Raw genomic sequence first — 25,898 nt, 5'->3', positions numbered from 1 at the left:
TGCGCTAAATTAGTATTTTCTACATTGAACCCCGTGCTTTTCAAGGCACGGGGTTTGATATAAAGCTCTGCGTACGCAAAAACCTTTAAGCGAAGCGACGAATTTCGCCCTGACCTTCGACATTTTCCACACAACGGGCGCAGATGCTCGGATGTTTAGGATTGCTGCCGATGCTGTCGGAATAATGCCAGCAACGCGGGCATTTCTGTTGTGCCGAACGGACGACCTTAACCGCAAAGCCTTTTACTTCCCCTTCCGCTACATCCGCCTGAGCCAGCGGTTTCACTTCAGCCTTCGAAGTAATAAGTACAAAGCGTAGTTCGTTTTGTAAACGGACGAGTAATTCGGCGTAATGCTCATCGGCATAAACGGTTAATTCCGCCTCCAACGCCGCACCTATCACCTTATCGTTACGCGCCTGTTCAAGAATACGGTTAACCTCATCGCGCAAGGTCAGAATCTGTTGCCAATAGGCATCGTCCATGCTCTCGTTTTTATTTAGCGGGAACAGCCCGGTATAAAATTCTTCGGTAAATACAAATTCACCGCGTTGGCCCGGAATATGCCGCCAGATTTCATCGGCCGTAAAGGACAATATAGGGGCAATCCAGCGTACCAAAGCTTCGGCAATATGCCATAAAGCGGTCTGACAGCTGCGGCGGGCAAGGCTGTCGGCTTTTGTGGTGTACTGACGATCCTTGATAATATCCAGATAGAAAGAACCCATTTCAATGGAACAGAACTTCATTAAACGCTGCACCACCGTATGGAACTGATAATTATCATAGGCTTCTTTAATTTCGTTCTGCGCCCGCAATGCGCAATCCACCGCCCAGCGATCCAAGGCGATCATTTCCTCCGCTTTCACACAATCCCGCACCGGATCAAATCCCTTTAGATTAGCCAGTAGGAAACGGGAAGTATTACGGATACGGCGATAAGCATCCGCCGCTCTTTTTAAAATTTCGTCAGATACCGAAATTTCCCCGGTATAATCGGTAGAAGCGACCCATAAACGCAAAATATCGGCGCCGAACTTATCGGTTACTTGCTGTGGCGTTACGGTATTTCCGATGGATTTCGACATTTTGCGCCCCTGGCCATCAACGGTGAAACCATGGGTCAGTACCTGTTTGTAAGGCGCCTTATTATCGGTAGCGGTAGATAACATCAGCGAGGACATAAACCAGCCGCGGTGTTGATCCGAACCTTCCAGATACATATCCGCTTCATGGCCATTAAATTCGCTGCGCGCTTTCACCACGGAATAATAGGTGGAACCGGAATCGAACCAAACGTCCAGGGTATCCACCACCTTCATATAATTTGGGGCATCTTCCCCTAATAAATCCGCCGGTTCAAGATCCCACCAGGCCTGAATCCCTTTCTGCTCCACCAGTTTAGCCACTTCTTCAATCAGCTCTACGGTACGCGGATGCAGTTGCTCCGTTTGTTTATGAATAAATAAAGTAACAGGTACGCCCCAGGTACGTTGGCGTGAAATACACCAGTCCGGACGATTTTCCACCATTTTTTCGATACGCGCCTGACCCCAGTCCGGAATCCAACGCACCCGCTTAATTTCACTTAATGCCTGAGCGCGTAAACCTTGAACTTCCATACCGACAAACCATTGCGGCGTGGCACGGAAAATAATCGGCGTTTTATGTCGCCAGCAATGCGGGTAGCTATGACGGATTTTTTCCAGTTTCATCAATGCGCCCGTTTGCTCTAATTTTTCCACCACCAGCGGATTGCTTTCAAATACAGCTTTGCCGGCAAAAAACGGCGTATTTTCACTGAACTTACCGTCATTACCGACTAAACCGGCCATTTCAATATCATAATTCTGCGACACCATAAAGTCGTCCAAACCATGATCCGGTGCGGTATGAACCAATCCGGTACCGCCGTCGGTGGTTACATGCTCGCCCAGAACCACAGGCACGCTGAAAGCATAGAAAGGATGATTAAAACGCAGTAACTCCAAATCCGCACCTTTGGCCGCACCTAAAATTTCAATCTCTTCAGCGCCTACCGCTTTAGCTACGCTTTCTACCAGAGCCTGCGCCAGGATAATACGCTCCTGCCCGAACTGCACCAACACATAATCCAGTTCAGGATTCACCGCAATCGCTCGGTTGGAAGGCAGAGTCCAAGGCGTGGTAGTCCAGATTACCGCAGAAACCTTGCCCTTGCCTTGCTGATTCAGATGGAATTTACTTAATACCGCCGCTTCATCTTCAGCGCTGAAACGCACATAAATGGAAGGCGATGTTCTGTCCTCATATTCCACTTCCGCTTCCGCCAGCGAAGAGGCGCAATCCAAACACCAGTGTACCGGTTTATACCCCTTATACAAATGGCCGTTATCCACCACTTTACCGAAGGCACGGATAATATTGGCTTCCGTCTCGAAATCCATCGTCAGATAAGGATGTTCCCAATCTCCCAATACGCCCAGACGGATAAAATCCTTTTTCTGACCTTCCACCTGCTCGCGTGCATATTTACGGCATTCCTCGCGGAATTGGGCGGCGGAAATATTCTGATTCGGTTTGCCCACCAAACCTTCCACTTTTAATTCAATCGGCAAGCCGTGGCAGTCCCAACCCGGAATATAAGGGCTGTCAAACCCCAGTGCGGTTTTGGATTTAACAATAATGTCTTTTAAAATTTTGTTGACTGCATGGCCGATATGAATGGTACCGTTGGCATAAGGAGGGCCGTCATGCAAAATAAAGGATTTTTTCCCTTTGGAAAACTGACGGATTTTTTGATACAGCGCTTTGTCATACCAACTTTTCAGCATGGCCGGTTCGCGTTTTGCCAGATCCCCGCGCATCGGAAAATCGGTTTCCGGCAGGTTCAGGCTGTTCTTATAATCAAAATTTTGCTCAGACATTTGTTTATTCCATGTTTTTTAATTAAAAATAGATTAAATCCGTTTGCTGTCGGCTAGGGTTTTTACCGCTTATTTAGCGCCGACGGAAAAATCTTAACGGTTTCTAGTTATAGCGTTTTTCGCCTTTGAATTAAAGCGTTTTTTTGCTGAAAAAAGCGTACGCACTGCCTACATCTCGTGCGATCTGTTGTTTTAAATGTTCAAAGGAAGGAAACTTCATTTCTGCACGAAGATGGCGACAAAGAATCACCTCCAAGGGCTGCCCGTAAATATCCTGATTAAAATCAAACAGATGCACTTCCAGCAATTGTTTTACCCCGTTAATGGTGGGACGCCGACCGATATTCGCCACCCCATAAAAAAACTTTCTGTTTTTCAACCGCACTTTTACCGCATAAACACCATGTACGGGGTTCACCTGTCGGTGTAACAGAATATTAGCGGTGGGAAAGCCGATGGTGCGCCCCAGTTTATTACCATGAGCCACCCGTCCGGTAATGGCATAAGGCCGTCCCAGCATAAGCTCTGCCGCTTCCAAATCATTTTCAGCCAACGCGCGGCGAATCGCCGTACTGCTAACCCGTTGTTCGCCCAGATAGAAGGTCGGGTTCTCTTCTACCTGAAAACCGAAGCGGGCGGATTCCCTACATAACAGCGAAAAGTCTCCCGTACGCTGTGCGCCGAAGCGAAAATCGTCCCCCAGGCTTAAAAAACCGACCGCCAGCCGGCCTACTAACCAATCGCGGATAAAAACCTGTGCGGGCAATGCGGAAAACTGCCGATCGAATTTAACGCAAATAACATAATCGGCGCCCGCTTTATCCAAATGAGTCAGCTTATCGCGCAAGCGCATTAAACGAGCCGGAGCATTTTGACCGGAGAAATATTCGCGCGGCTGAGGTTCGAATAACATTACCGCCATCGGCAGTTGTAATTCGTCCGCCTTACGGCGCAGACGGCGCAGTATCGCCTGATGACCTAAATGAACGCCGTCAAAATTACCGATGGTCAATGCACAACCCGGTATTTTACCCTGCAGATTATGCATTCCGCGAATAAGTTGCATGAGATCTTCCGCTCTGAATCAATTACGAAGGTTAACTGAGAAAAATGGTCGCCATTATACGCATTAATCCCTAAAAATTAAAGGGCGCCGCCGCAGACTCGCCCCCGTCTTCAGCCGGTTTTGCGCCTATAAGTATGTTTTTTCAGGAAGGGCGACAATACCGACAGCATGGTGGCGCCGATAACGCACAGGATACCGATCGCGGTAATAAAAGACAGACTGTCGCCGAGCAGGATAATTGCCAAAAATACGCCGAAAACGGGTTCCAAGGTATTAATAATACTGGATACATTGGCCGAGGTATTCTGCAGCCCCATATTCCACAGCCAGACCGCCACCCAACTGCAACCGATCCCCAAATAAAACAGGGCGGAGATCCCCTTCACAGTAGGGGTAATATTCCAGTCGCGTACCAACAGCAAGCTAAACGGAATACATAATAAACTCCCCAGCACGATAATAACGTTAGTGTATAGGGCGGGATTGATTTCCTTCATTACCTGTTTGCCAAGATAAATACAAAAGGCGAAAACAATTCCCGAAGCCAAAACCAGCATACAGCCTAATAAGCTGATATTGCCGTTTTCCTCCGCACCGAAAACAGTCAACCCGATCCCCAGAAAAGCAATTAGGCTCAATAACCAATCATGGGGTCTGACCCGCTGCCGGAAGAAAAAATACCCGACCATCACTACGATTAAGGGTTCCATACCAATCATTGTTACCGCACTGGCGGCGGAGGTGTAGTACAGTCCGGTAAACTGCAAAATAAACGCCAGCGGGAAATTCAACAATGCCAGTAACCAGACCTTTTTACGCAAATGAGGTTGAATCCGGCGGTAAGCTTTAAAAAATAGCGGTAATATAATCAGCGCGGGAATCATCAGGCGCAGCTGAACCATTAACACGGGATCCATAATTTCATAGGTATATTTACCGGCAATAAAGGCGCTTGCCCAGATAAAAACCGCTATCAATTGGTAAATCATAAGTTTTTAATTCTTCCCCTATCCTCTGGCCAGCAAATCACGGACACGGATACCGCACAGCACCAACATCGCCAAATAGCTGCAAACCGCCAATGCAATCAACCATGCCAGCCAGTGCAGACGCTGCATAAAGGGCATGGCGTACCAGCTTTCCATGGCCGGGGAAAAATGCCAGACCAAGGCGCCCATCACCAAGGCGGCGCATAAAATCCGGATAAAAAAGACCGCACTTTTCGAACTGAACCTGTATACATCTTCTTTTACCAATCCGCGATACAGCAAATAGGCGTTAAGGGTCGCCGACATGGCCGAGGCCATAGCCAGCCCCACATAACTGAAAGGGATCGCCAACAGATTAAATCCCATATTGCTGAGCATGGCGATAATACCGATTTTCACCGGCGTTTTGGTATCCTGTCTGGCGTAATAGCCGTTGGCCAGAATCTTAATCAGCATAAAGCTCAGCAAACCGGCATTAAATGCCCAGAGGGATAAAGCGGCAGCTTCCACGTCATAAGCGCTGAATTCGCCGCGCATAAATAGAACCAGTAACATCGGCCGCGCCAGTACCGCAATACCAATCATTGCCGGCAGGCCGAGCAGCAAAATCATGCGCACGCCCCAATCCATAGTGGTACGGAAAGCTTCAACGCCGCCCGCCTGCTCCCGTCCGTTAACATGATGACGGGAAAGAGTAGGCAGAATCACGGTGGAAATGGCGATGCCGAATAAACCGAGCGGAAATTCCAACAAACGATCGGAATAATACAACCAGCTGATGGAGCCGGTCATTAAAAAACTGGCGATAAAGGTATCTAACAGTAAATTAATCTGACTGACTGATACCCCGAACAATGCGGGAATCATCAGGGTACGGATTTTTTTCACCCCTTCGTCATGCCAAGCCCACTTAGGCTTAACCAAAAGCCCCGCCCGTTTCAAGAAAGGGATTTGAAACAAAAATTGCAGTAAGCCGCCTAAAAAAATGCCGATAGCCAATGCCAAATCCGGGCTTTCCATCTGCGGCGCTAGAAACAATGCGCAGCTGATCATGGCAATATTGAGTAACACCGGGGAAAAAGACATTACGCCGAATTTTCCCAGCGTATTCAAAATAGCGCCGGATAATGCAACAAAGGTAATAAACCATAGGTAAGGAAAAGTAATTTTCAGTAACAGCGAAGCCTGAGTAAATTTCGCCCCGTTCGGCCCCCCATTCAGCCAATCGAGAAACCAACCGGTACCGAACAATGCGGCCACAAGCGGCGAAGCAATCATCGCCGTTAGAGTTACTATGCTGACCAAACCGCCCAGGGTGCCGGAAACCTTAGCAATAAACGCCCGGGTCGCATCCGGATCACCGCTTTTACGGTATTCCGCCAACACCGGGACAAAGGCCTGAGAGAATGCCCCTTCGGCAAACAGGCGGCGCAAAAAATTAGGAATACGGTTAGCGAACAGGAAAACATCCGCCGCCGCCCCAGCACCGATAATATTCGCCACCACAATATCACGCACAAGACCGAGGATACGTGATAATAAGGTCATCGAGCTCACGATAATGCCCGATTTTAATAAGCCTTTACTCAAAATTCTGTACTCTTTCAATCATTATTATGCTACCCGCCCTAAAAACGGATTTATCCGCGATGTACGGGAAAATCAAAATTCCGCCTTAATTGTATAGAAATTTCGTTTTAGCGCTATATTCTAAGCAAAAAAACTGTTAAAATTCCGCCCACTGTCGTTGCTTTGAGCTATATTCCCGAAAAAAAGCGCCGGTATAACGGATATAACGGACCTATATAACGCGTATATAACGACGGTTACTTTCGGTTGTGTCTCACCGAAATCAGCAGAATCAACTTATTTTCATTGACAAACGAACATAAAACAGGCATATTCTACGCCCTTATTTTTATGTTCGTTAATTACAGAAATTCTTAGGAGTTTGACCTTGGCTAATATCAAGTCAGCAAAAAAACGTGCGGTTCAATCTGAAAAACGCCGTCAGCATAATGCAAGTCAACGCTCAATGATGCGTACTTACATCAAAAAAGTTTATGCCGCAGTGGCAGCAGGTGAAAAAACAGTTGCGGAAGCTGCATTCGTAGAAATGCAGAAAGTTGTGGATCGTATGGCTTCCAAAGGCTTAATCCACGCTAATAAAGCAGCAAATCACAAAGCGAAATTATCTGCTCAAATCAAAAAATTAGCTTAATTTTTTGCACAAGGGTGAAATATGAACCGCACTTAAAAAAACAAGTGCGGTTTTTTTATTATTCAGGCGCCTAAAAACCGATTTCAGCTAAAATGCGCTTTTTTCCCGATTAAATCCCAATCCTATTGATATTATTGTTTTTATCCGCCGATATAGATTTCTTTCCGTTTATTTTTACCGGTTGAGATTGTGCATTCGCCCGGTAAGGACGTTTTTTTACGGCCATAAGGTTGTTATTTTTCTGTCCCGCCCCGCTCGGCAAAAATTGAATTCCCCCCGCTTATCCGCTAAGATAGCGGCGATCATAATTAGTCAGCATTGCTAATGTGTTAAGTTTTAACTGTTAATCAACTAAGGATCATGTATGAAAAAACTACTTATGTCTTTCCTTTCCTGCAGTCTGTTAGCTGCCACCGCAAACGCACAGGAATCCTCTTCTACCGCTCCCGCCACCCACACCTATGAAATGACCCAAACCTATGATCTGGCCGTGCCGAAAGGCTCGAAAGGTGAAACCAAACTATGGATTCCCCTCCCTTTCAATAATGAATATCAACAGGTGAAATCCATTCGTTACGAAGGTAATTATAATCGGGCCTACATCACTGAAAACAATACCTACGGCGCCAAAACCCTGTTTGCCGATTGGGATGAAAAAGCTCAGCAACGGGATTTAAAATTAACCCTAGTCATTCAAACCAAAGATCGCGAACCTATGCGGCAAAAAGCCTTGGAAAATTATACCCCGCCGGAAAAAATCATTTACTCCGTCGATGTCGTGGAATATCTGAAACCTACTCAGCACATTAAAACCGATGGTATCGTAAAAGAATATGCGGATAAAATTGTCGGTCAGGAAACGAATCCTTTACAAAAAGCCCGTCTGATTCATCAATGGATAGTGAATAATATGGAGCGCGATAACAGCGTATTAGGCTGTGGCGACGGCGATGTGGAAAAAATTCTGACCAGCGGCGTACTCAAAGGCAAATGTACCGATATGAACTCTGTCTTTGTGGCCTTAGCCCGTGCGGCAGGGATTCCCGCCCGAGAAGTATTCGGTATTCGCCTCGGTGCGGCACCGAAAATGAGCCGCTATTCTAAAACCGCATTCGGCAGCGCCGATGAAAACCGTATTGCCAAAATCAGCGGAGCGCAGCATTGCCGCGCCGAATTCTATTTGGCCGGTTTCGGTTGGGTACCTGTTGATCCCGCCGATGTGGCTAAAATGCGTTTGACCGAGAAAAAAGCGGTTGAAGATGCCGATGTACAGGCGGTTTCCGATTATCTGTTCGGTAACTGGGAAATGAACTGGGTTGGCTTTAACCATGCCAGAGATTTCGAACTTTATCCGCTACCGCAATTAGCACCAATTAATAACTTCGGTTACCCTTATGCGGAAATCGGCGGCGATCCGCTAAATTTCTTCGAACCGAAAGAGTTTAAATATGACTACAGCGCAAAAGAATTATAATAAGTCTTTTATCGCTTCCTGTGTTACCGCCGTGCTTGCGGCGGTAACCTCGACGCTATGCTGTATCGCGCCTCTGCTCTATCTGCTGTTCGGCGTTTCCTCCGCCTGGTTGGTAAAGCTGGACGCCCTAAGCTTTCTACGCTTTCCGCTATTACTGCTTTCCCTGGCTGCTTTCGGCTACGGCTTCTGGCTGCTGACCTTCTCTAAAAAAATCATCTGCAGTCGCTATATTTCACGCAAAACCTTATTGGTATTGTACGGAATAATGTTTATTTTTATCCTGTTTTTCCTGCTCTACCCGAATCTATTGCCCTGGCTGTTGGAAGCATAAATAGACATACATATTTCATAAGGTAAAATCATGCAAAAATTAATCGCACTCTGCCTGTTTGCATTTATATCCATAGGTTCCGCTTCAGGCGCCGACGGCGCCCGGGAAAAACAGGTGGTCATACAAATTAAAGAAATGACCTGTCAGCTTTGCGCTTATTTGGTTAATAAAGAATTGCGCAATATCGATGGGGTAATTACCACTAAAGCCGATTTAAAAACCCGCTCGGTCAGCGTATCGGCACAAGACAAGGTGAGTGATGAACAACTGATACAAGCCATTGACAAGTTGCATTACACCCCGCAGATTCTGCGTACCGAATAAAAACTCCGGTTAAAACGACCGCTCTTTTTAACATTCTTACGGCGGGGCATACTAATGATGATGCGCCCCGCAATCTTTATGCTCCTCCGGCTCGCCTCCTATACAAGCGGTACAATATAGAGATTCGGAATGCCGATGATCTTTGCCTTCCATCTGCAAGGTGCAATGAACGATTCCCTGCCGTTGCAGCGCCGCGGTCAAGCTCGCCATAATTTCTCCGCTTTCCGCAACAGTCAATTCCCCGTCCACCACCACATGAGCGGACAGAAAATGACCTTCGCCGCTTAGAGTCCAAATATGCAAATCATGAATGGCTTCCACCCCCGGGGTTTGCAACATATTCCGAGTCAACTTATGCTGATCGATATCCGCAGGCGCACCTTCCATTAAAATCGGGAGCGCTCCTTTCAACACGGCATATCCGCCCTTGGCAATCAGCAGAGCGACCAATAGGCTGATAAGGGGATCCGCCCAACGCCAATCGAAAAATATCATCAGCAAGGCCGCCGCAATAGCACCGACAGAGCCGAGCAAATCCCCCAATACGTGCAGATAGGCGCTTTTCATATTCATACTGTGCTGCATATCCCCATTCCGCTGCATATAAACGGCAATCACAATATTCACTATCAGCCCGATGAAACTGACGATCAACATTCCCGTCGTAGCGATTTGCGGCGGATGGAAAAAGCGTTGCAAGGCTTCAATAAGGATAATCAAGGCAATCAGAATTAAAGTCAGGCCGTTTAATGCCGCCGCCAATATTTCCGCCCGCTTATATCCATAGGTATTGCGCGCGCAAGCCGCCCGCTCGCCTAAACCTAAAGCCAATAAGGATAAGCCTATGGCCACCCCATCTGAAAACATATGCCCCGCATCGGATAATAATGCCAAACTGCCGGTTAGCAATCCGCCAATAATTTCTACCAGCATATAGGCAAAAATTATCGCCAAGGAAATGGTCAATACGCTTTTATTGCGACTATGGACGTGGGAATGTCCCCCATGATGCCGGTGTGATGCCATGATAATGCTCCCTTACTGCAGTCTGAGCCTGAAGTATAAAAATATAAGGCGGTATAGCGTCAAGTAAAATCCCCCTTAAAAACAAAAAAACAATCATTAATTATCATTAATTCCTTACCCAAAACCCTTTAAAATCAATTCAAATCATATAATTTAAAACGATAATTATTTTTAATAATACATATAAGCTTTTGATTTTAATCAAAACATAAAAAACCAAGTTGATTATATTTAAACGGACAGCTAGATACCAAGGAGGGAATTCATATGTTTAAATTTCTAAAAGCTTCTCCGCCTGCCGCTCCGCTTGAAAGCGCTCAGGTAGATCGAGAATACCGTCGATTACGCCTGCAGGTTTTTGCCGGCGTCTTTATCGGCTATGCGGCCTATTATCTTATCCGTAAAAATTTCTCCCTTGCCATTCCCTATTTAATTGATGAATACGGTTTCAGCAAAGCGGAGTTAGGTACGGTGGGCGTTGCTCTGTCCCTGGCCTATGGTTTCAGTAAATTTATTATGGGAAATATTTCCGATCGCAGTAATCCGAAATATTTTATTACTATAGGTCTACTTGGCTCGGCCGTTATCAGCTTGGCTTTCGGCTTGGTACCCGGTGTTCTCTCTTCTATCCCGATAATGATTGCGCTGGCCGCTTTAAACGGTTGGTTCCAAGGAATGGGGTATCCGCCCGGTGCCAAAACCATGACCAACTGGTTTTCCGTATCCGAACGTGGTGTTTGGTGGAGCTGGTGGAACGTATCCCATAACCTTGGCGGCGGTTTGATCGGTCCATTGGCCATACTGGGATTATCCCTATTCGGAGTATGGCAATCATTGTTCTATTTACCGGCGCTTATCGCAATTCTATTGGCGCTGGTCGTCTTCTTTCTAATGCGTGATACGCCGGAATCCCAGGGTTTACCTCCGATTGATCGCTATAAACAGGAAAAAGTGATTGAGCAGGTGGAATCTGCGCATACGCTGTCCTCTAAAGATATTTTCATGAAATATATCATCGGTAATAAATTCTTATGGGCCATTGCCGTTGCCAACGTATTCGTCTATTTTATCCGCTACGGTATCATCGACTGGGCTCCGACTTATCTGAAAGAAGTTAAACACTTCAGTGTTGATAAGCAAAGCTGGGCCTATTTCCTGTATGAATATGCGGGTATATTCGGAATGCTGGCCAGCGGTTATTTAAGTGATAAAGTATTTAAAGGACACCGAGCGCCGCCGATGCTATTTTTCCTTGTCGGGGTATTAATTGCCATTATCGTATACTGGAAAAACCCGGCTGGTAATCCTCTGGTGGATAATATTTGTCTGGTGGCCATCGGCTTCCTTATTTACGGACCGGTGATGATGATCGGTTTACAGGCTGCCGATTTCGTCCCCCGTGTCGCCACAGGAACAGCAACGGGATTAACCGGGCTATTCGGTTATCTGCTCGGCTCTGCCAGTGCCGGTTATGTCATGGGAAAACTGGTGGATCTGTTCGGCTGGGACGGCGGTTTCTATGCGCTGATTATTTCCTGCTTACTGGGATTTGTATTTATCGCCTTTACGTTATTTCATAAAACCGGCGTAAAATAAATCCTTATCACACCATATTCATGCCCGTAAAGCCTATCTTCGGGCATGAATTTTTTTATAACATCTGATAAATCAATGAGAACGAAACCTTCTTCTGCGCCGGTGAAAATTTAATGCGTTATTTACCGGTGCGAGATTTTCCGTTTTTAGTACGGGCTGAATTTCTTTCTGCTTGCGACGGGCGCGGCGATAATGGCTTAAAAAATAATGGGTCGAGCTGGCCAACAGAATACCGATTAAAAATACGATCAACAGTTCGCCGTACAGACGATGGAAGATTTGGTTGATTTTATTCTGGGTAGTTTGCCCGTAGCCGGCATCAAAAGTAACGCGCAGAAATCCTTCCAAGCCGTTGGCGGAATAGATCGGCTCCACAATCTGGCGACTACGAAAATCCTCCTCGCCGCTAAGTTCGCTTTTATCCAACCCCAGCTGACGGCGTAATTCCGGCATATTATTGGTTTGTGCCAACAGTGCGCCGTTTTCGGCATAAATAGAGGCGTCCAGAATAAACTGTTCTTTGGTCAATGCGGCCAAATTTTCATTCAGCTTTTCCGTATCCGCCCGATTTGATAATAAAATCGAAAAAATATTCGCCTGTTGGCGCACCAGTAAATGGGAGAGATTGGAAACCTGATTAACGCTGGCGATCTGCGAGCCGATTTTAAACTGGTTAATACCGAATAAAATCACGGCCAGTACGCCGATACAGAGTGCGGCAATAGCGATGAACATTGCGGTTTTAGCAATCTTTTCTTTAATAATCAGGTGCAAATTATTTCCCCCAAATCCGAATGGAATGTTGTATTATGGCAAACTTAGCATAAAAACAAAACAGGAACGCCGAAATATGCCCCAACATCAAGCTATACAAGATATTACCCGCCAATACGGCCCTTTTCCCGCCGCGATGTTAAAAGAGCGGCCGGAAGCAGCAAGGGAAGATTATTTTATTCTGTTCGGCCCCCGCCTTAATTTACAAAGTCTGCAGCAATTTCAGCATAACTGCGGTCAGAATTTTACAATTTTTGACGGCTGGGAAACCCTGGGAAACCCAATTCTGTTACTCGGCGGAAAATGGCAAGCGCAATACCTGGAGATAGCCCATAAATTATCTCTGGACGCCGCCCCGATAAATTTCAGTCCTCGTCTTTCCCGCCCCGGTCTGTTGGTGATGGATATGGATTCGACCGCCATTCAAATCGAATGTATTGATGAAATCGCCAAACTCGCCGGCTGCGGAGAAAAGGTTTCCGCCATCACCGCCAGCGCCATGCGGGGAGAGTTGGATTTTGAGCAAAGCCTGCGTAAGCGCGTGGCCACTTTAGAAAATGCGCCGGAAAGTATTTTACAGGAAGTCCGCCGCAATCTGCCCTTAATGCCGGGCTTGCGGGAAACCGTACGGGAATTAAAAAAATATCAGTGGAAAATTGCCATTGCCTCCGGCGGTTTCACCTATTTTGCCGATTATTTAAAAGATCTGCTCGAACTGGATGCGGCGGTATCCAATCAATTTGAAATCCAAGACGGAAAGCTAACCGGTCGGGTAAAAGGCAATATCGTCCATGCCGAATATAAAGCGGATACCCTGCAACGCTTAGCCGCACAATTCGGCATCGCTCGAGAAAACACCGTAGCGATCGGCGACGGCGCCAATGATCTTTGTATGATGAGTGTTGCCGGATTAGGCGCAGCCTTCCATGCCAAGCCTAAAGTTCAACAACTGGCGCAGGTTGTGGTAAACTTCGCTGACCTAAGCGCACTTATCTGTCTGCTAAGTGCCAATGACAGAATTAAATCTTAATAAGGAGAAATTATGCCGTCATTTGATATTGTTTCGGAAATTACCATGCATGAAGTACGCAACGCCGTAGAAAACGCGCAGCGCGATCTCACCAATCGTTGGGACTTCCGCAATGTGCAGGCTTCAATTGAGCTGAATGAGAAAAACGAAAGTATTAAATTAGCGACGGAATCGGATTTTCAGTTGGAGCAGTTACTGGATATTCTGCGTAACGCCTGTATTAAACGCGGTATTGATTCCGCCGCCCTCGATATCCCTGCCGACTATGAACATAGCGGAAAAACCTATAGTAAAGAGGTTAAATTGAAACAGGGTATTGAAAGCGATATGGCAAAAAAAATTACCAAATTAATTAAAGACAGCAAATTAAAAGTCCAGACTCAGATTCAGGGAGAACAGGTTCGGGTCAGCGGCAAATCTCGCGATGATTTACAAGCGGTGATTCAATTAGTGAAAGGTGCGGAATTAGGCCAACCTTTCCAGTTTAATAATTTCAGGGATTAATTCGGTTCTTGTATATTGGATTTCGGAGCTAAGCCTGGGGTTTAGCTCTTTTTTATTCTCCGCCAGTTCCTGCAATCCTGCCCTAAAATCAAGCAATATATAAAAGTGCGGTCAAAAAAAAAGTTTTTAAACCTACCGCTGTTTGAAGATAGTAAAGAAAGCGCCGGGTTCAGACTTCGCCTGCAGGCTCTCAGCGAATAAAAAAGGGGGATAAAAAAGGGGCGGATAAGTTTATCTCCGCCCCCTTTTTACAGTCCGGGATTTATTGTGCAAACGGATTCCGGCTGCTTAACCTCTTTATTTTATATAAGTAATCAGTGCTGTTAGCATTGATCGAACATGTAAATATAAAGCCGAATCCCGCAATGCAGGAAGCCGAATTAATTACGGTGTCCTTGCTTCCGAGCATCACCAATAGAAGTTAATCAGAACAAGAAGACCGAAGAACGATAATCCTTGGCGCCAACTACCAACGAATATTATTTAATCCCTGATTTCCTTCAAATCAGTGAAGTTATTTTCCGGCATACAGTTTATCGGCATGAAAGCCTATATGTTCGCCGATAAAACTGGCGACAAAATAATAACTGTGATCATAGTTTTCGTGATAGCGGATCTTTGGATTCAGCGCCATTCTCTTACAGGCTTGGGCAAAATTTTCAGTACACAGCTGCTGCCGATAAAATTCATCGTCCAATCCCTGATCAATCAATATATTCTCGACTTTACCGCCAGCCAGCACCAACTCGGTAGGATCATAATCCCGCCAACTATGCTGATCTGCGCCTAAATAGGCGCTAAAGGCTTTTTGTCCCCATTCGGCTCGGGAAGGGGACAGAATCGGAGCAAAAGCGGAAACGCTCCTATATACCTCCGGATTGCGTAACGCCAATACCAGTGCGCCTAATCCCCCCATGGAATGGCCAAATACGGATTTTTGAGCAGTGGCAGGAAAATGCCCTTCAATCAGAAGCGGTAATTCGTGCAGAATATAATCGTACATTTTATAATTGGCACGCCATGGTTCCTGCGTCGCATTCAGATAAAATCCCGCCCCCTGACCGAGATCATAGCTGTCGGCATCGGCAACCCCTTCTCCTCTCGGACTGGTATCCGGCGCCACCAGAATAACATTATGTTCCGCAGCATAACGCTGCGCTCCCGCTTTGGTGATAAAATTCTGTTCCGTACAAGTCAACCCCGACAGCCAGTATAATACCGGTAATTTTTGTTTCTCCACCAATGGCGGCAAATATATGCCGATATTCATCTCGCAACCTAAGGTTCGCGCATAATGTTTATACACATATTGCCATCCGCCGAAACAGGCTCGTTTTTCAATCAGTTGCATAGCTTATAAATTCTCCCCGCAACAATATTCGACTAAGGGCTATGTTCTTACGCCATAGCCGTTCACCGATTTAATAACGGATAACCGTCCGAATCGACTTACCCTGATGCATTAATTCAAACGCCTGATTAATCTCATCTAAGCTCAGACTATGGGTAACAAAAGGTTTTAACTGGATTTTCCCTCGCATCGCATCTTCCACCATACCCGGCAGCTGAGTACGGCCTTTTACCCCGCCGAATGCGGAACCTTTCCATACTCGTCCCGTTACCAGCTGGAACGGGCGGGTAGAAATTTCCTGGCCCGCACCTGCTACACCGATAATGACGGACTGTCCCCAACCGCGATGAGCGCTTTCCAGCGCAGCCCGCATCACCTCAACATTACCGATACATTCAAAAGTATGATCTATTCCCCATTTGTGCATATCCAGTAACACGTCTTTTATCGGTTTATCATAATCATTCGGATTCAGACAATCGGTGGCACCGAACTGCTTGGCCAACGCAAATTTAGCCGGATTGGTATCAATGGCGATAATCTTACCCGCTTTTGCCTGACGAGCGCCCTGAATCACGGCAAGGCCGATGGCACCTAAGCCGAATACCGCAACGGAATCCCCTTCCTGTACCTTAGCGGTATTATGCACGGCGCCTATTCCCGTAGTAACCCCACAACCTAATAAACATACCTGTTCGTGATCGGCCTCGGGATTAATTTTTGCCAGAGAAACTTCCGCCACCACGGAATACTCACTAAAGGTAGAACAACCCATATAATGGTAAATAGGTTGCCCCTTATAAGAGAATCTCGTAGTACCGTCCGGCATTAAGCCTTTGCCCTGGGTTTCTCGCACGGAAACGCACAGATTGGTTTTTCCCGAACGACAGAATTCACATTCTCCGCATTCCGCCGTGTAAAGAGGAATAACATGATCACCGGGTTTTACGCTGGTTACCCCCTCGCCGACTTCAACGACAATACCCGCCCCTTCATGGCCTAATACCACCGGGAAAACCCCTTCGGGATCCTTGCCTGATAAGGTAAAAGCATCGGTATGACAGACTCCCGTATGGGTATTTCTGATTAAAACTTCCCCTTTTTTCGGTGGATCAACATCAATTTCAACCACCTGTAACGGTTGACCGGGTGCAAATGCAACGGCAGCGCGTGATTTCATAAAATTCCTCTCTTTAACTGATTTACTCTTACTTTAAATAAGCGCGAACAAGTTCGATGGTATCATCGACGGAGCTATTAATTTCGTGATAGCTTGACTTATCCGGCTGAAAACTTTCGCGAATATGGCTTTCCAGCACCTCGGCCATTAAACCGTTCACCGCACCTCTTACCGCAGCAATCTGCTGTAAAATAGCACGACATTCCGTTTCGCTTTGCAGCGCACGTTCAAGCGCTTCCATTTGTCCTTGGATACGCCGGACCCGAGTCAGTATTTTCTTTTTTTCCGCTGGGCTGTTGGGCATTGATTACCTCCTTTTACTCACAAGAGTTATACTATAGGGGAGTATGCTATCTTTGTCAAATAATAGCCCTCCATATAAATTTATCGGCACATAACCTAAAAAGACGTATTAAAAAAGGGCTATCATGCCCTTTTTACCTAACCCATCAATCGGCTTCGCATCAAACCCCGAGGTTAGTCATTGAATGGAAAATTTTATATTTATTATCTTAAAAAACCTTTTATATAAAACTTAAAAAAACCAAGACCTATTCCGGGTTGGCGAACGGTAAATTGCTAAATTCCGATTTATTTCTTAATTCGTCCAGGCTTCATTGATCGGGCATCAGAGATGATTTTTTGCTCCGATATTCTCGGTTACAATCATGGCTATCCCCGCTAAAAGCGAATAGCGAATAGCGAATAGCGAATAGCGAATAGCAAATAGCAAATAGCAAATAGCAAATAGCAAATAGCAAATAGCAAATAGCAAATAGCAAATAGCAAATAGCAAATAGCAAATAGCAAATAGCAATAAAATAACGGAATAAGTATAAATAGGCTAAATACTCGATTAGCAAAGCTACTCAGGATTTTCGAAAAGATAAAGAAAAAAGATGAAAGGGTTAATGGTGCCCCCAACAGGACTTGAACCTGTGACCAATCGATTATGAGTCGACTGCTCTGACCGACTGAGCTATGGGGGCGCGCTCTGCCATTTGTAAGCAAAAACGGCGTAATTATAATGAAATATTCGGGTTAAGTCTATACAAGAACGGATAACAGGTTTAAATTCAAACAAATAAGCCCTGCAATCAGTGCAGGGCCCAAATTTTATACCGAGATTACTCGTCCAAAAAGCTACGCAGGGTTTCCGAGCGACTCGGATGGCGCAGTTTGCGCAGGGCCTTAGCCTCAATCTGACGGATACGCTCGCGGGTAACATCAAACTGTTTACCCACTTCTTCCAGAGTATGATCGGTATTCATATCGATACCAAAGCGCATACGCAGAACTTTTGCCTCACGCGGCGTTAACCCTTCCAGAACCTCATGGGTCGCCGTTTTCAGACTTTGTGCGGTAGCCGAATCCAGCGGCAGTTCCAGGGTGCTGTCCTCAATAAAATCACCTAAGTGGGAATCATCATCATCACCGATAGGCGTTTCCATCGAAATCGGCTCTTTAGCGATTTTAAGCACTTTACGGATTTTATCTTCCGGCATTCCCATACGTTCCGCCAGTTCTTCCGGAGAGGCTTCGCGCCCCATTTCCTGTAACATCTGACGTGAAATTCTGTTCAGCTTATTAATGGTTTCAATCATATGTACCGGAATACGAATCGTTCTGGCCTGATCCGCAATAGAACGGGTAATCGCCTGACGAATCCACCATGTAGCATAAGTGGAGAATTTATAACCTCGCCGGTATTCGAATTTATCCACCGCTTTCATCAAACCGATATTCCCTTCCTGAATCAGATCCAGGAACTGCAAACCTCGGTTGGTATATTTTTTGGCAATGGAAATCACCAGACGCAGGTTGGCTTCAACCATTTCCTTTTTCGCACGTCGCGCTTTTAACTCGCCCTGTGCAATACGCTCGCCGATATCGCGAATTTGCTGAATACTCAGCTTGGTTTCGCTTTCAATTTGCTGTAAGCGGACAATACAATGACGAATATCCTCGGCATAAGCCTGCAAACGTTCGGCATAAGGTTTTTTACTTGCCAGTAACTTATCCAACCAGGCATCGTTATTTTCCTTACCGATGAAAACCTTAAGGAATTCTTCTTTCGGCATTTTAGCGTAATCCACTGCTAAGCGCTGAATCTGACGTTCTTCCGCGCGGATCCGCTTCATCATGCTACGCACGGAAATCACCAGCAAATCGAACTGGCGCGGCACCAAACGGAACTGGGTGAAAATTTCAGATAATATCTGAATCTGCTCTTTTGCTTTGCTGTGGGTACGCCCGTGTTTTGCGATCACATCGCAGGTTTTAACGTACTGAGCTTTTAACAAGGTGAATTTTTCACGGGCGACTTCGGGATCAATGCTGTTATCGCTGTCGTCGGCGGAAGAGTCGGAATCTTCGTTTTCTTCATCTTCCTCCTCTTCGTTTAATTCGCCTTTGGCCGAGCTTTCTTCTTCATCTTCGTCCAATGTTTCGTCTATTTCCGGAATATCATTTTCTTCCACAACATTAGGATCCACAAAGCCGGTTATCAGATCCGCCAGTCTGACGCTGCCCTCTTCCACCTTAGCATATTGCTGCAGAAGATCGGTCAGGGCTTCAGGATATTCGGCTACGGCGCTTTGTACCTCGTTAATGCCGTCTTCAATACGTTTTGCGATATCAATTTCGCCTTCCCGAGTCAGCAGTTCCACACTTCCCATTTCGCGCATATACATACGCACGGGATCCGTAGTACGCCCCAACTCGGCTTCAACACTGGACAAAACCTGTGTCGCTTCCTCAACGGCGTCTTCATCGGCAATGGTTTCGCTCAGCATTAAATCATCCGCATCAGGTGCGCTTTCCAGTACCTGAATCCCCATATCGTTGATCATTTGGATAATATCTTCAATCTGATCCGTATCGACAAGTTCTTCCGGCAGGTGATCATTCACTTCAGCGTAGGTAAGATACCCCTGCTCTTTTCCTTGGGCGATTAGCAATTTCAGTTGAGATTGTGGATTTTGATCCATACGAGACATCCGCCTTTGATTAATTAATTGTAATGAAAGATAAAATGCCACTGATTTTATCACTGTTAGAATTGATTAACTATCACTTTTTTGTCGCGCCACCAATAACTGTGCCAGCTCTTGCTTTTCTATATCCGATAAGCCCGTCGTGCGCTCTTTAGCTATCAATCTTTCTATACTTTGTTCGGTAAATTGAACATACAGATACATTAAGGTTTCACGAAATGTTTCCGTAATATTTTCCTGCTTAGTTAAATGATCCCACACCGACAGAATTTCAAGGGATTTGGCATATTCGGAATCTCGCCAGTATTCCAAAATCTGTCCCATACTGATGCCCACATTCTCGCGGCAAAGTGCGGTCATTTTATAAAATAAATCGAATCCCGGCTCGTCCAGCCCCGCCAAGGGCGACAAATCATAGTCTAGGGCGGCCAACTCCGGATTTTGCAACAGCAACGCAATCAATAACCGCATAGGGGTACGCTTTACCGTTGGCGCTTGCGGCGTGCTCTGCGCTTCCGTTTCAGCGGGAAGCAGGCTTTCCAGCTGATTCTGATCGATAATGCCTAACTTCTGCGCCAGAATATTGCGTAAATATAAGCGCAACATACCGCCCGGAATTTTGGCAATCAGCGGAACTGCCAGCGCCGCCAGTTTCGATCGGCCTTCCTTACTGGACAGATCTACCTGATCCAGTAAATGAGCAAACAGAAAATCGCTTAAGGACATGGCATGGCTCAGGTAATCCTCCAGCCCTTGTTTACCGTATTGACGGATATAGCTGTCGGGATCCTCGCCGTCGGGCAGAAATACGAATTTCAACTGCCGCCCGTCCTCCAGGTAAGGCAGCGCATTTTCCAGTGCGCGCCATGCAGCTTCCCGCCCCGCCCGGTCGCCGTCATAACAACATACCGCCTGCTCCGTTACTCGGAATAATAATGCTATCTGCTCCGGCGTAGTCGCCGTGCCCAGAGCGGCAACGGCATAATTAATACCGAACTGGGCCAGCGCGACGACATCCATATAACCTTCCACCACCAACAGCATTTCCGGTTTCTCATTTTCCTGCAAAGCTTCGAATAAACCGTATAGCTCATTGCCTTTATGGTAAGTCAGGGTTTCCGGAGAGTTCAGATATTTAGGGCGCTCGTCGCCCATGACCCGACCGCCGAAAGCAACGGTTCTGCCGCGACGATCGCGGATGGGAAACATAATTCGATGCCGAAATCGATCGTAACTATCCCCCCGTTCATTACGCGACAGCATACCTAAATCAAACAGATTCTGCTGTTGCTCACGGCTCCGGCCGAAACGGCGTAATACGGTATTAAAACTGTCCGGTACAAAACCGATGGAGAAACGGTGGATCACTTCCTGAGATAAACCGCGTTTCTGCAAATAAGCCTGAGCGGGAATACTGGCGCTTAACTGTTCCTGATAAAAAGCCGCGATTTCCGCCATAATATCGTACAGATTCCGTTTACTCCGATAGCTGAGCCTAGGTTTATCTCCCTCCCGGGAACTCTGCTCGCGCGGAACTTCCAGACCGAGAAATCCCGCCAGTTCTTCCACCGCTTCCGGAAAATCCAGCTTATCGTATTCCATCAGAAAAGTAATGGCATTACCATGCGCTCCGCAACCGAAACAATGATAAAACTGCTTATTTTTACTGACTGTAAAGGAAGGCGTTTTTTCATGATGAAAAGGGCAACAGGCCTGATAATTATTGGTTCCCGCCTTTTTCAGTTTTACGCGTGAATTGACAATATCCACAATATCCGCTTTCGCCAGAATATCATTGATAAAGCTACGGGGAATAAGTGCACCCATGACCGACCTCTGAAATAAGGATAAACCGAAGGGATATTATAATGAACAAAACCGTGATCCCCAAAAGGTTTCACGGTTCGTTAAACTCGAGTTTAATTAAAATGCGTAAGATATTTTTAATTAATATAAACGTGTATTACGCGCATTTTCACGTGCAACGCGTTTCGCATGACGTTTGGCACGGGTTGCATTCTCGCGTTTACGAATAGTAGTAGGTTTTTCGTAAAATTCGCGGCTGCGGACTTCCGCTAAGATACCGGCCTTTTCGCAAGAGCGTTTAAAACGACGTAATGCAACGTCAAATGATTCGTTTTCACGTACTTTAATTACAGGCATAAGCCATCACCTCAATATTGGATTAAATATAATTTTGCAAAATCAATCGCCGTTCGCCCGAACGGCTTATTCAATAAAGGTCGCAATTTTAATCCAGAAAGGCCGGAAAAGTAAAGTCTGATTTCATATTTTCGCTAAAATCTCCGCTTCCAACTGGAGAAAATACGCTAAACAGAGTAAAATCACGCACAATTTTAATCCTGCGAAGAGAAAACCGATGCGTGTTCTAGGAATAGAAACCTCCTGTGATGAAACCGGCGTTGCCATTTACGACGAACAAAAAGGTCTGATCGCCAATCAGCTGTACACCCAGATAGCCCTACATGCCGATTACGGCGGCGTAGTACCGGAACTGGCTTCGCGCGACCATATCCGTAAAACCGCACCGCTGATTCAGGCGGCGTTACAAGAAGCCGGTCTGAACGCCGAAGATATCGAAGGTATCGCCTATACCGCCGGGCCGGGTCTGGTGGGCGCCTTGCTGGTAGGTTCAACTGTCGCCCGCGCCTTGGCATATGCCTGGAATATTCCGGCGGTCGGCGTTCATCATATGGAAGGGCATTTATTGGCCCCTATGCTGGAACAGAACCCGCCGGATTTTCCTTTTATCGCCTTGCTGGTTTCCGGCGGACATACTCAGCTTATCCGGGTGGAAGCTGTCGGCCGTTATGAATTACTGGGTGAAAGTATTGACGATGCCGCCGGCGAAGCCTTTGATAAAACCGCTAAATTGCTGGGACTGGACTATCCCGGCGGAGCGGCGCTGTCCCGTCTGGCGGAACAGGGCGATCCGACACGTTTTCATTTCCCCCGACCGATGACAGATCGTCCCGGGTTGGATTTCAGCTTTTCCGGTCTGAAAACTTCCGCCGCCAATACCCTGCGTCAGCTAATCGAACAGGAAAACGGCTTGAGCGAACAAGCCAAAGCCGATATCGCCTGCGCATTTCAACAGGCGGTGGTGGACACCTTGGCGATAAAATGCCGTCGCGCACTACGGCAAACCGGCTATAAACGTCTGGTAATCGCCGGCGGCGTCAGCGCCAATCGCCAGCTTCGCCATAGCTTAAGTGAAATGATGCAACAATTGGGCGGTAAGGTATTCTATCCCCAGCCGCAATTCTGCACCGACAACGGCGCCATGATCGCTTACGCCGGTTTACTGCGCCTGAAACAGGGGCAAAAGCAGGATCTCAGCATTGAAGTCAAACCGCGCTGGGCAATAACCGAACTAAGCGCGCTGGAATAATGCGGCATAAACCGCCGGTTGAAAAAACTTCGGATTTTTCGACCGCACTTTTGCAACGCCGACAAGCAACCTGATAACCATGGCAAAACTTTATTTTTACTATTCCACGATGAACGCCGGCAAATCCACCACTTTGCTGCAATCCGCTTATAACTACGAAGAGCGCGATATGCACACATTGGTGTATACCGCAGCAATTGACGATCGATTCGGTTCGGGCTACGTAACCTCACGTATAGGTATCAAGCGCCGTGCCGCTTTATTCGCAAAAGATACGGATCTTTTCGCCGAAATTCAGGCCTATCATCTCCAGCATAAGCTGAATTGCATTCTGGTGGACGAAGCACAGTTTCTGACCAAAGCCCAAGTCTATCAACTCAGTGATGTGGTGGATAAGCTGAATATTCCCGTACTCTGCTACGGGCTACGCACGGATTTTCAGGCCAATTTATTTGAAGGCAGCCGCTATTTGCTGGCCTGGGCGGATCAACTGGAAGAATTGAAAACCATCTGTTACTGCGGGCGTAAAGCCAATTTCGTGCTGCGCCTAAATGAACGGGGTGAAGTGGTAAAAAGCGGAGAACAGATTCAAATTGGCGGCAACGATAAATATATGTCCGTCTGTCGCCGCCATTTTAAACAAAAAACGGAATAGCCTCGAACGGCGGCAAGCGCCGCCTCCTTCGAATCAGGATTGTTGCAGCCCTTCAAGCACCCGTAGAAACTCCTGTTCCGACCAAACTTCCAGCCCCAAGGCCTGTGCTTTGGCCAGTTTTGAACCAGCATTTTCACCGGCGATCAGCAGATCGGTTTTCGCCGATACGCTACCGCTCACCTTTGCCCCCCATTGTTGCAGCAACGCCTTGGCCTCAGTGCGCCCCATAGCGCTTAAAGTCCCGGTGAGTACCAGGGTTTTATCCTTAAACGGGTTATCGGCGATTTCTTTAACTTCCACCCTTTCCCAATGTACGCCCTGCCCGATCAAATCCTGCACCACCGCAACATTATGCGGCTCTTGCCAAAAGAGCAGAATATGATTAGCCACCACTTCCCCGATATCCTGTACCTCGAGCAGCTGTTCCTTAGAAGCCTGCTGCAAGGCTTCTAAGGAGCCGAAATAATTGGCGAGATTAAGTGCGGTGGCCTCGCCCACTTCACGGATCCCTAAAGCAAAAATAAAGCGCGCCAGACTGGTATGTTTGGCTTTCTCCAGACTGTTTAAAGCGTTTTCCGCCGATTTCGGCCCCATACGTTCCAATCGGGTCAGGGTAAGACTGTCCAGCTTAAATAAGTCCGCCGGCGTATGAATCAGCTCCCTATCCACCAATTGTTCGATTAATTTTGCCCCGACGCCTTCAATATCCATTGCTTTTCTCGACACAAAATGCTTCAGCGCCTCTTTACGCTGTGCGGCGCAAATCAAGCCGCCGGTACAACGCGCCACCGCTTCGCCCTCGACACGTACAATCTGAGAACCGCATACCGGACAATGCTGCGGAAAAACAATAGGCTTGGCCTCTGCCGGACGGCGTTCATGCAGCACACCGATGATTTGCGGAATAACATCGCCGGCGCGACGTACAATCACCGTATCGCCGATGGCAATATCCAAGCGGGCGATTTCATCGCCGTTATGCAAAGTAGCATTGCTAACCGTTACTCCCGCCACAAACACCGGCTCCAGTTTCGCCACCGGAGTAATGGCACCGGTTCGCCCCACCTGAAATTCAACATCATTCAAACGGGTCAGTTCTTCCTGGGCCGCAAACTTATAGGCAATGGCCCAACGCGGCGCCTTGGAAATAAACCCCAACGCCTGCTGCAGGGCGATGCTGTTGATTTTTAATACCGTGCCGTCAATATCATAGCCGAGGCTACTGCGTTTATCCGCGATGGTGCGATAAAAATCCAATGTCTGCGCCGCACCTTTGCATAAGCGAATTTCCGGATTCACCGGAATACCGAGGGATTTCAGCCATTGCAAACGTTGATAATGGGTATCGGGCAAACTCACCCCTTCCGCAATCCCGATAGCATAAGCATTCAGGGTCAACGGGCGCCGACTGGTGATTTTCGGATCCAGCTGACGCAGAGAACCGGCCGCCGCATTACGGGGGTTGGCAAAGGTCTTTTCACCCTGCGCCAGCGCCTGTTGATTTAAACGTTCAAAGCCCGCCTGCGGCATAAAGACCTCGCCGCGCACTTCCAAACGTCGCGGCGGATTTTCCGTCAGCAGGCGCAGCGGAATATTGCGGACGGTACGAATATTAGCGGTAATATCTTCGCCCGTGGTGCCGTCGCCGCGGGTTGCCGCTCGGCTCAACAGACCGTTCTCATATAAAATGCTCACCGCCAAACCGTCCAGCTTAGGTTCACAACAAAATTCCAAGGATTCGGGCGGCAGGCTCAGCCGTTCCTGAATACGTTTAACAAACCCGTAAAACTCCTCATCGGAAAAAGCGTTATCCAGGGATAGCATCGGCAACTCGTGCCGAACCTGAGCAAAGCCGGACAAGGGCTTGGCGCCGACGCGCCGAGTCGGCGAATTGTCATCCGCGTACTGCGGATAATCCTGTTCCAGCGCCTTAAGCTGATGAAACAAACGATCATATTCACTATCGGGGATTTCGGGATTATCCAGTACATGATACAGATATTCATGGCGGCGCAAACTTTCCCGCAATTGTTCTATTTGTTGTGCGATATCAGACATAATTAA

General features: G+C 47.0%; 22 protein-coding genes and 1 tRNA gene. 9 read left to right on the top strand and 14 right to left on the bottom strand.

Features of this window, described 5'->3' with window-relative positions:
* Positions 1-85: 85 nt before the first annotated feature.
* From ileS to murJ, 4 genes are all read right to left on the bottom strand, one after another.
* Positions 86-2,905: an isoleucine--tRNA ligase gene (gene ileS / locus EDC45_RS01475; protein ID WP_133542744.1), complete on the bottom strand. Its 2,820-nt coding sequence runs from the start codon at positions 2,903-2,905 to the stop codon at positions 86-88.
* Positions 2,906-3,035: 130 nt separating this feature from the next.
* Positions 3,036-3,971: a bifunctional riboflavin kinase/FAD synthetase gene (ribF, locus tag EDC45_RS01470; RefSeq protein WP_133542742.1), complete on the bottom strand. Its 936-nt coding sequence runs from the start codon at positions 3,969-3,971 to the stop codon at positions 3,036-3,038.
* A 110-nt stretch (positions 3,972-4,081) separates the two neighbouring features.
* Positions 4,082-4,960, bottom strand: a complete 879-nt coding sequence (locus tag EDC45_RS01465; RefSeq protein WP_133542740.1) for a DMT family transporter — start codon at positions 4,958-4,960, stop codon at positions 4,082-4,084.
* A gap of 18 nt (positions 4,961-4,978) precedes the next feature.
* Positions 4,979-6,550: a murein biosynthesis integral membrane protein MurJ gene (murJ, locus tag EDC45_RS01460; protein WP_133542738.1), complete on the bottom strand. Its 1,572-nt coding sequence runs from the start codon at positions 6,548-6,550 to the stop codon at positions 4,979-4,981.
* A 367-nt stretch (positions 6,551-6,917) separates the two neighbouring features.
* Here murJ and rpsT point away from each other — a divergent pair, with 367 nt between their 5' ends.
* The 4 genes from rpsT to EDC45_RS01440 all read left to right on the top strand — a co-directional run bounded on the left by rpsT (position 6,918) and on the right by EDC45_RS01440 (position 9,310).
* Positions 6,918-7,181 carry a 30S ribosomal protein S20 gene (gene rpsT / locus EDC45_RS01455; RefSeq protein WP_133542736.1) on the top strand — a complete coding sequence of 88 codons (264 nt, stop codon included), beginning with the start codon at positions 6,918-6,920 and terminating at the stop codon, positions 7,179-7,181.
* A 364-nt stretch (positions 7,182-7,545) separates the two neighbouring features.
* Complete coding sequence (locus EDC45_RS01450) at positions 7,546-8,655, top strand: transglutaminase-like domain-containing protein (protein WP_133542734.1); 1,110 nt, start codon at positions 7,546-7,548, stop codon at positions 8,653-8,655.
* The gene (locus EDC45_RS01445; protein ID WP_133542732.1) at positions 8,630-8,986 is read left to right on the top strand and encodes a mercuric transporter MerT family protein; all 357 of its coding nucleotides are present in this window, start codon (positions 8,630-8,632) and stop codon (positions 8,984-8,986) included. The genes EDC45_RS01450 and EDC45_RS01445 overlap by 26 nt, the downstream gene beginning before the upstream one ends.
* Positions 8,987-9,016: 30 nt before the next feature.
* Positions 9,017-9,310, top strand: coding sequence for a heavy-metal-associated domain-containing protein (locus tag EDC45_RS01440; protein WP_133542730.1), 294 nt, complete (start codon positions 9,017-9,019; stop codon positions 9,308-9,310).
* Positions 9,311-9,361: 51 nt separating this feature from the next.
* Here the strand turns inward: EDC45_RS01440 and EDC45_RS01435 are convergent, their stop codons facing one another.
* Complete coding sequence (locus EDC45_RS01435) at positions 9,362-10,336, bottom strand: cation diffusion facilitator family transporter (protein WP_133542728.1); 975 nt, start codon at positions 10,334-10,336, stop codon at positions 9,362-9,364.
* A 267-nt stretch (positions 10,337-10,603) separates the two neighbouring features.
* Here EDC45_RS01435 and pgtP point away from each other — a divergent pair, with 267 nt between their 5' ends.
* Positions 10,604-11,932 (top strand): phosphoglycerate transporter protein PgtP, encoded by a 1,329-nt coding sequence (pgtP, locus tag EDC45_RS01430; protein WP_133542726.1) that lies wholly within the window; start codon positions 10,604-10,606, stop codon positions 11,930-11,932.
* A gap of 72 nt (positions 11,933-12,004) precedes the next feature.
* Here the strand turns inward: pgtP and EDC45_RS01425 are convergent, their stop codons facing one another.
* Positions 12,005-12,706 carry a YtjB family periplasmic protein gene (locus EDC45_RS01425; protein ID WP_133542724.1) on the bottom strand — a complete coding sequence of 234 codons (702 nt, stop codon included), beginning with the start codon at positions 12,704-12,706 and terminating at the stop codon, positions 12,005-12,007.
* A 76-nt stretch (positions 12,707-12,782) separates the two neighbouring features.
* On the opposite strand from EDC45_RS01425, the gene serB reads away from it, so the two are divergent.
* Positions 12,783-13,736, top strand: coding sequence for a phosphoserine phosphatase (serB, locus tag EDC45_RS01420; RefSeq protein ID WP_133542721.1), 954 nt, complete (start codon positions 12,783-12,785; stop codon positions 13,734-13,736).
* Between the two features lie 12 nt (positions 13,737-13,748).
* Positions 13,749-14,240 (top strand): YajQ family cyclic di-GMP-binding protein, encoded by a 492-nt coding sequence (locus tag EDC45_RS01415; RefSeq protein WP_133542719.1) that lies wholly within the window; start codon positions 13,749-13,751, stop codon positions 14,238-14,240.
* A 514-nt stretch (positions 14,241-14,754) separates the two neighbouring features.
* Here EDC45_RS01415 and fghA read toward each other — a convergent pair.
* From fghA to rpsU, 7 genes are all read right to left on the bottom strand, one after another.
* A complete protein-coding gene (gene fghA, locus EDC45_RS01410; protein WP_133542717.1) occupies positions 14,755-15,591 on the bottom strand; it encodes an S-formylglutathione hydrolase in 837 nt (278 codons plus the stop codon).
* A 70-nt stretch (positions 15,592-15,661) separates the two neighbouring features.
* Complete coding sequence (locus EDC45_RS01405; protein WP_133542715.1) at positions 15,662-16,771, bottom strand: S-(hydroxymethyl)glutathione dehydrogenase/class III alcohol dehydrogenase; 1,110 nt, start codon at positions 16,769-16,771, stop codon at positions 15,662-15,664.
* 28 nt (positions 16,772-16,799) lie between these two features.
* Entirely contained in the window at positions 16,800-17,075 is a 276-nt protein-coding gene (gene frmR / locus EDC45_RS01400) for a formaldehyde-responsive transcriptional repressor FrmR (RefSeq protein ID WP_133542713.1), read from the bottom strand.
* Between the two features lie 608 nt (positions 17,076-17,683).
* Positions 17,684-17,760, bottom strand: a tRNA-Ile gene (locus EDC45_RS01390).
* 138 nt (positions 17,761-17,898) lie between these two features.
* Complete coding sequence (rpoD, locus tag EDC45_RS01385) at positions 17,899-19,761, bottom strand: RNA polymerase sigma factor RpoD (RefSeq protein WP_243728751.1); 1,863 nt, start codon at positions 19,759-19,761, stop codon at positions 17,899-17,901.
* A 75-nt stretch (positions 19,762-19,836) separates the two neighbouring features.
* The gene (gene dnaG / locus EDC45_RS01380; RefSeq protein WP_133542709.1) at positions 19,837-21,594 is read right to left on the bottom strand and encodes a DNA primase; all 1,758 of its coding nucleotides are present in this window, start codon (positions 21,592-21,594) and stop codon (positions 19,837-19,839) included.
* Between the two features lie 120 nt (positions 21,595-21,714).
* Positions 21,715-21,930: a 30S ribosomal protein S21 gene (gene rpsU / locus EDC45_RS01375; protein ID WP_005717672.1), complete on the bottom strand. Its 216-nt coding sequence runs from the start codon at positions 21,928-21,930 to the stop codon at positions 21,715-21,717.
* Between the two features lie 217 nt (positions 21,931-22,147).
* On the opposite strand from rpsU, the gene tsaD reads away from it, so the two are divergent.
* Positions 22,148-23,179 (top strand): tRNA (adenosine(37)-N6)-threonylcarbamoyltransferase complex transferase subunit TsaD, encoded by a 1,032-nt coding sequence (gene tsaD, locus EDC45_RS01370; RefSeq protein WP_133542707.1) that lies wholly within the window; start codon positions 22,148-22,150, stop codon positions 23,177-23,179.
* A 79-nt stretch (positions 23,180-23,258) separates the two neighbouring features.
* Positions 23,259-23,834, top strand: coding sequence for a thymidine kinase (locus EDC45_RS01365; RefSeq protein ID WP_133542705.1), 576 nt, complete (start codon positions 23,259-23,261; stop codon positions 23,832-23,834).
* Positions 23,835-23,867: 33 nt separating this feature from the next.
* Here the strand turns inward: EDC45_RS01365 and ligA are convergent, their stop codons facing one another.
* Complete coding sequence (ligA, locus tag EDC45_RS01360) at positions 23,868-25,892, bottom strand: NAD-dependent DNA ligase LigA (RefSeq protein WP_133542703.1); 2,025 nt, start codon at positions 25,890-25,892, stop codon at positions 23,868-23,870.
* Positions 25,893-25,898: the final 6 nt, after the last annotated feature.

The organism is Mesocricetibacter intestinalis, assembly GCF_004363295.1.
Classification (GTDB): domain Bacteria; phylum Pseudomonadota; class Gammaproteobacteria; order Enterobacterales; family Pasteurellaceae; genus Mesocricetibacter; species Mesocricetibacter intestinalis.
This window is presented reverse-complemented; position numbering and strand designations above follow the sequence as displayed.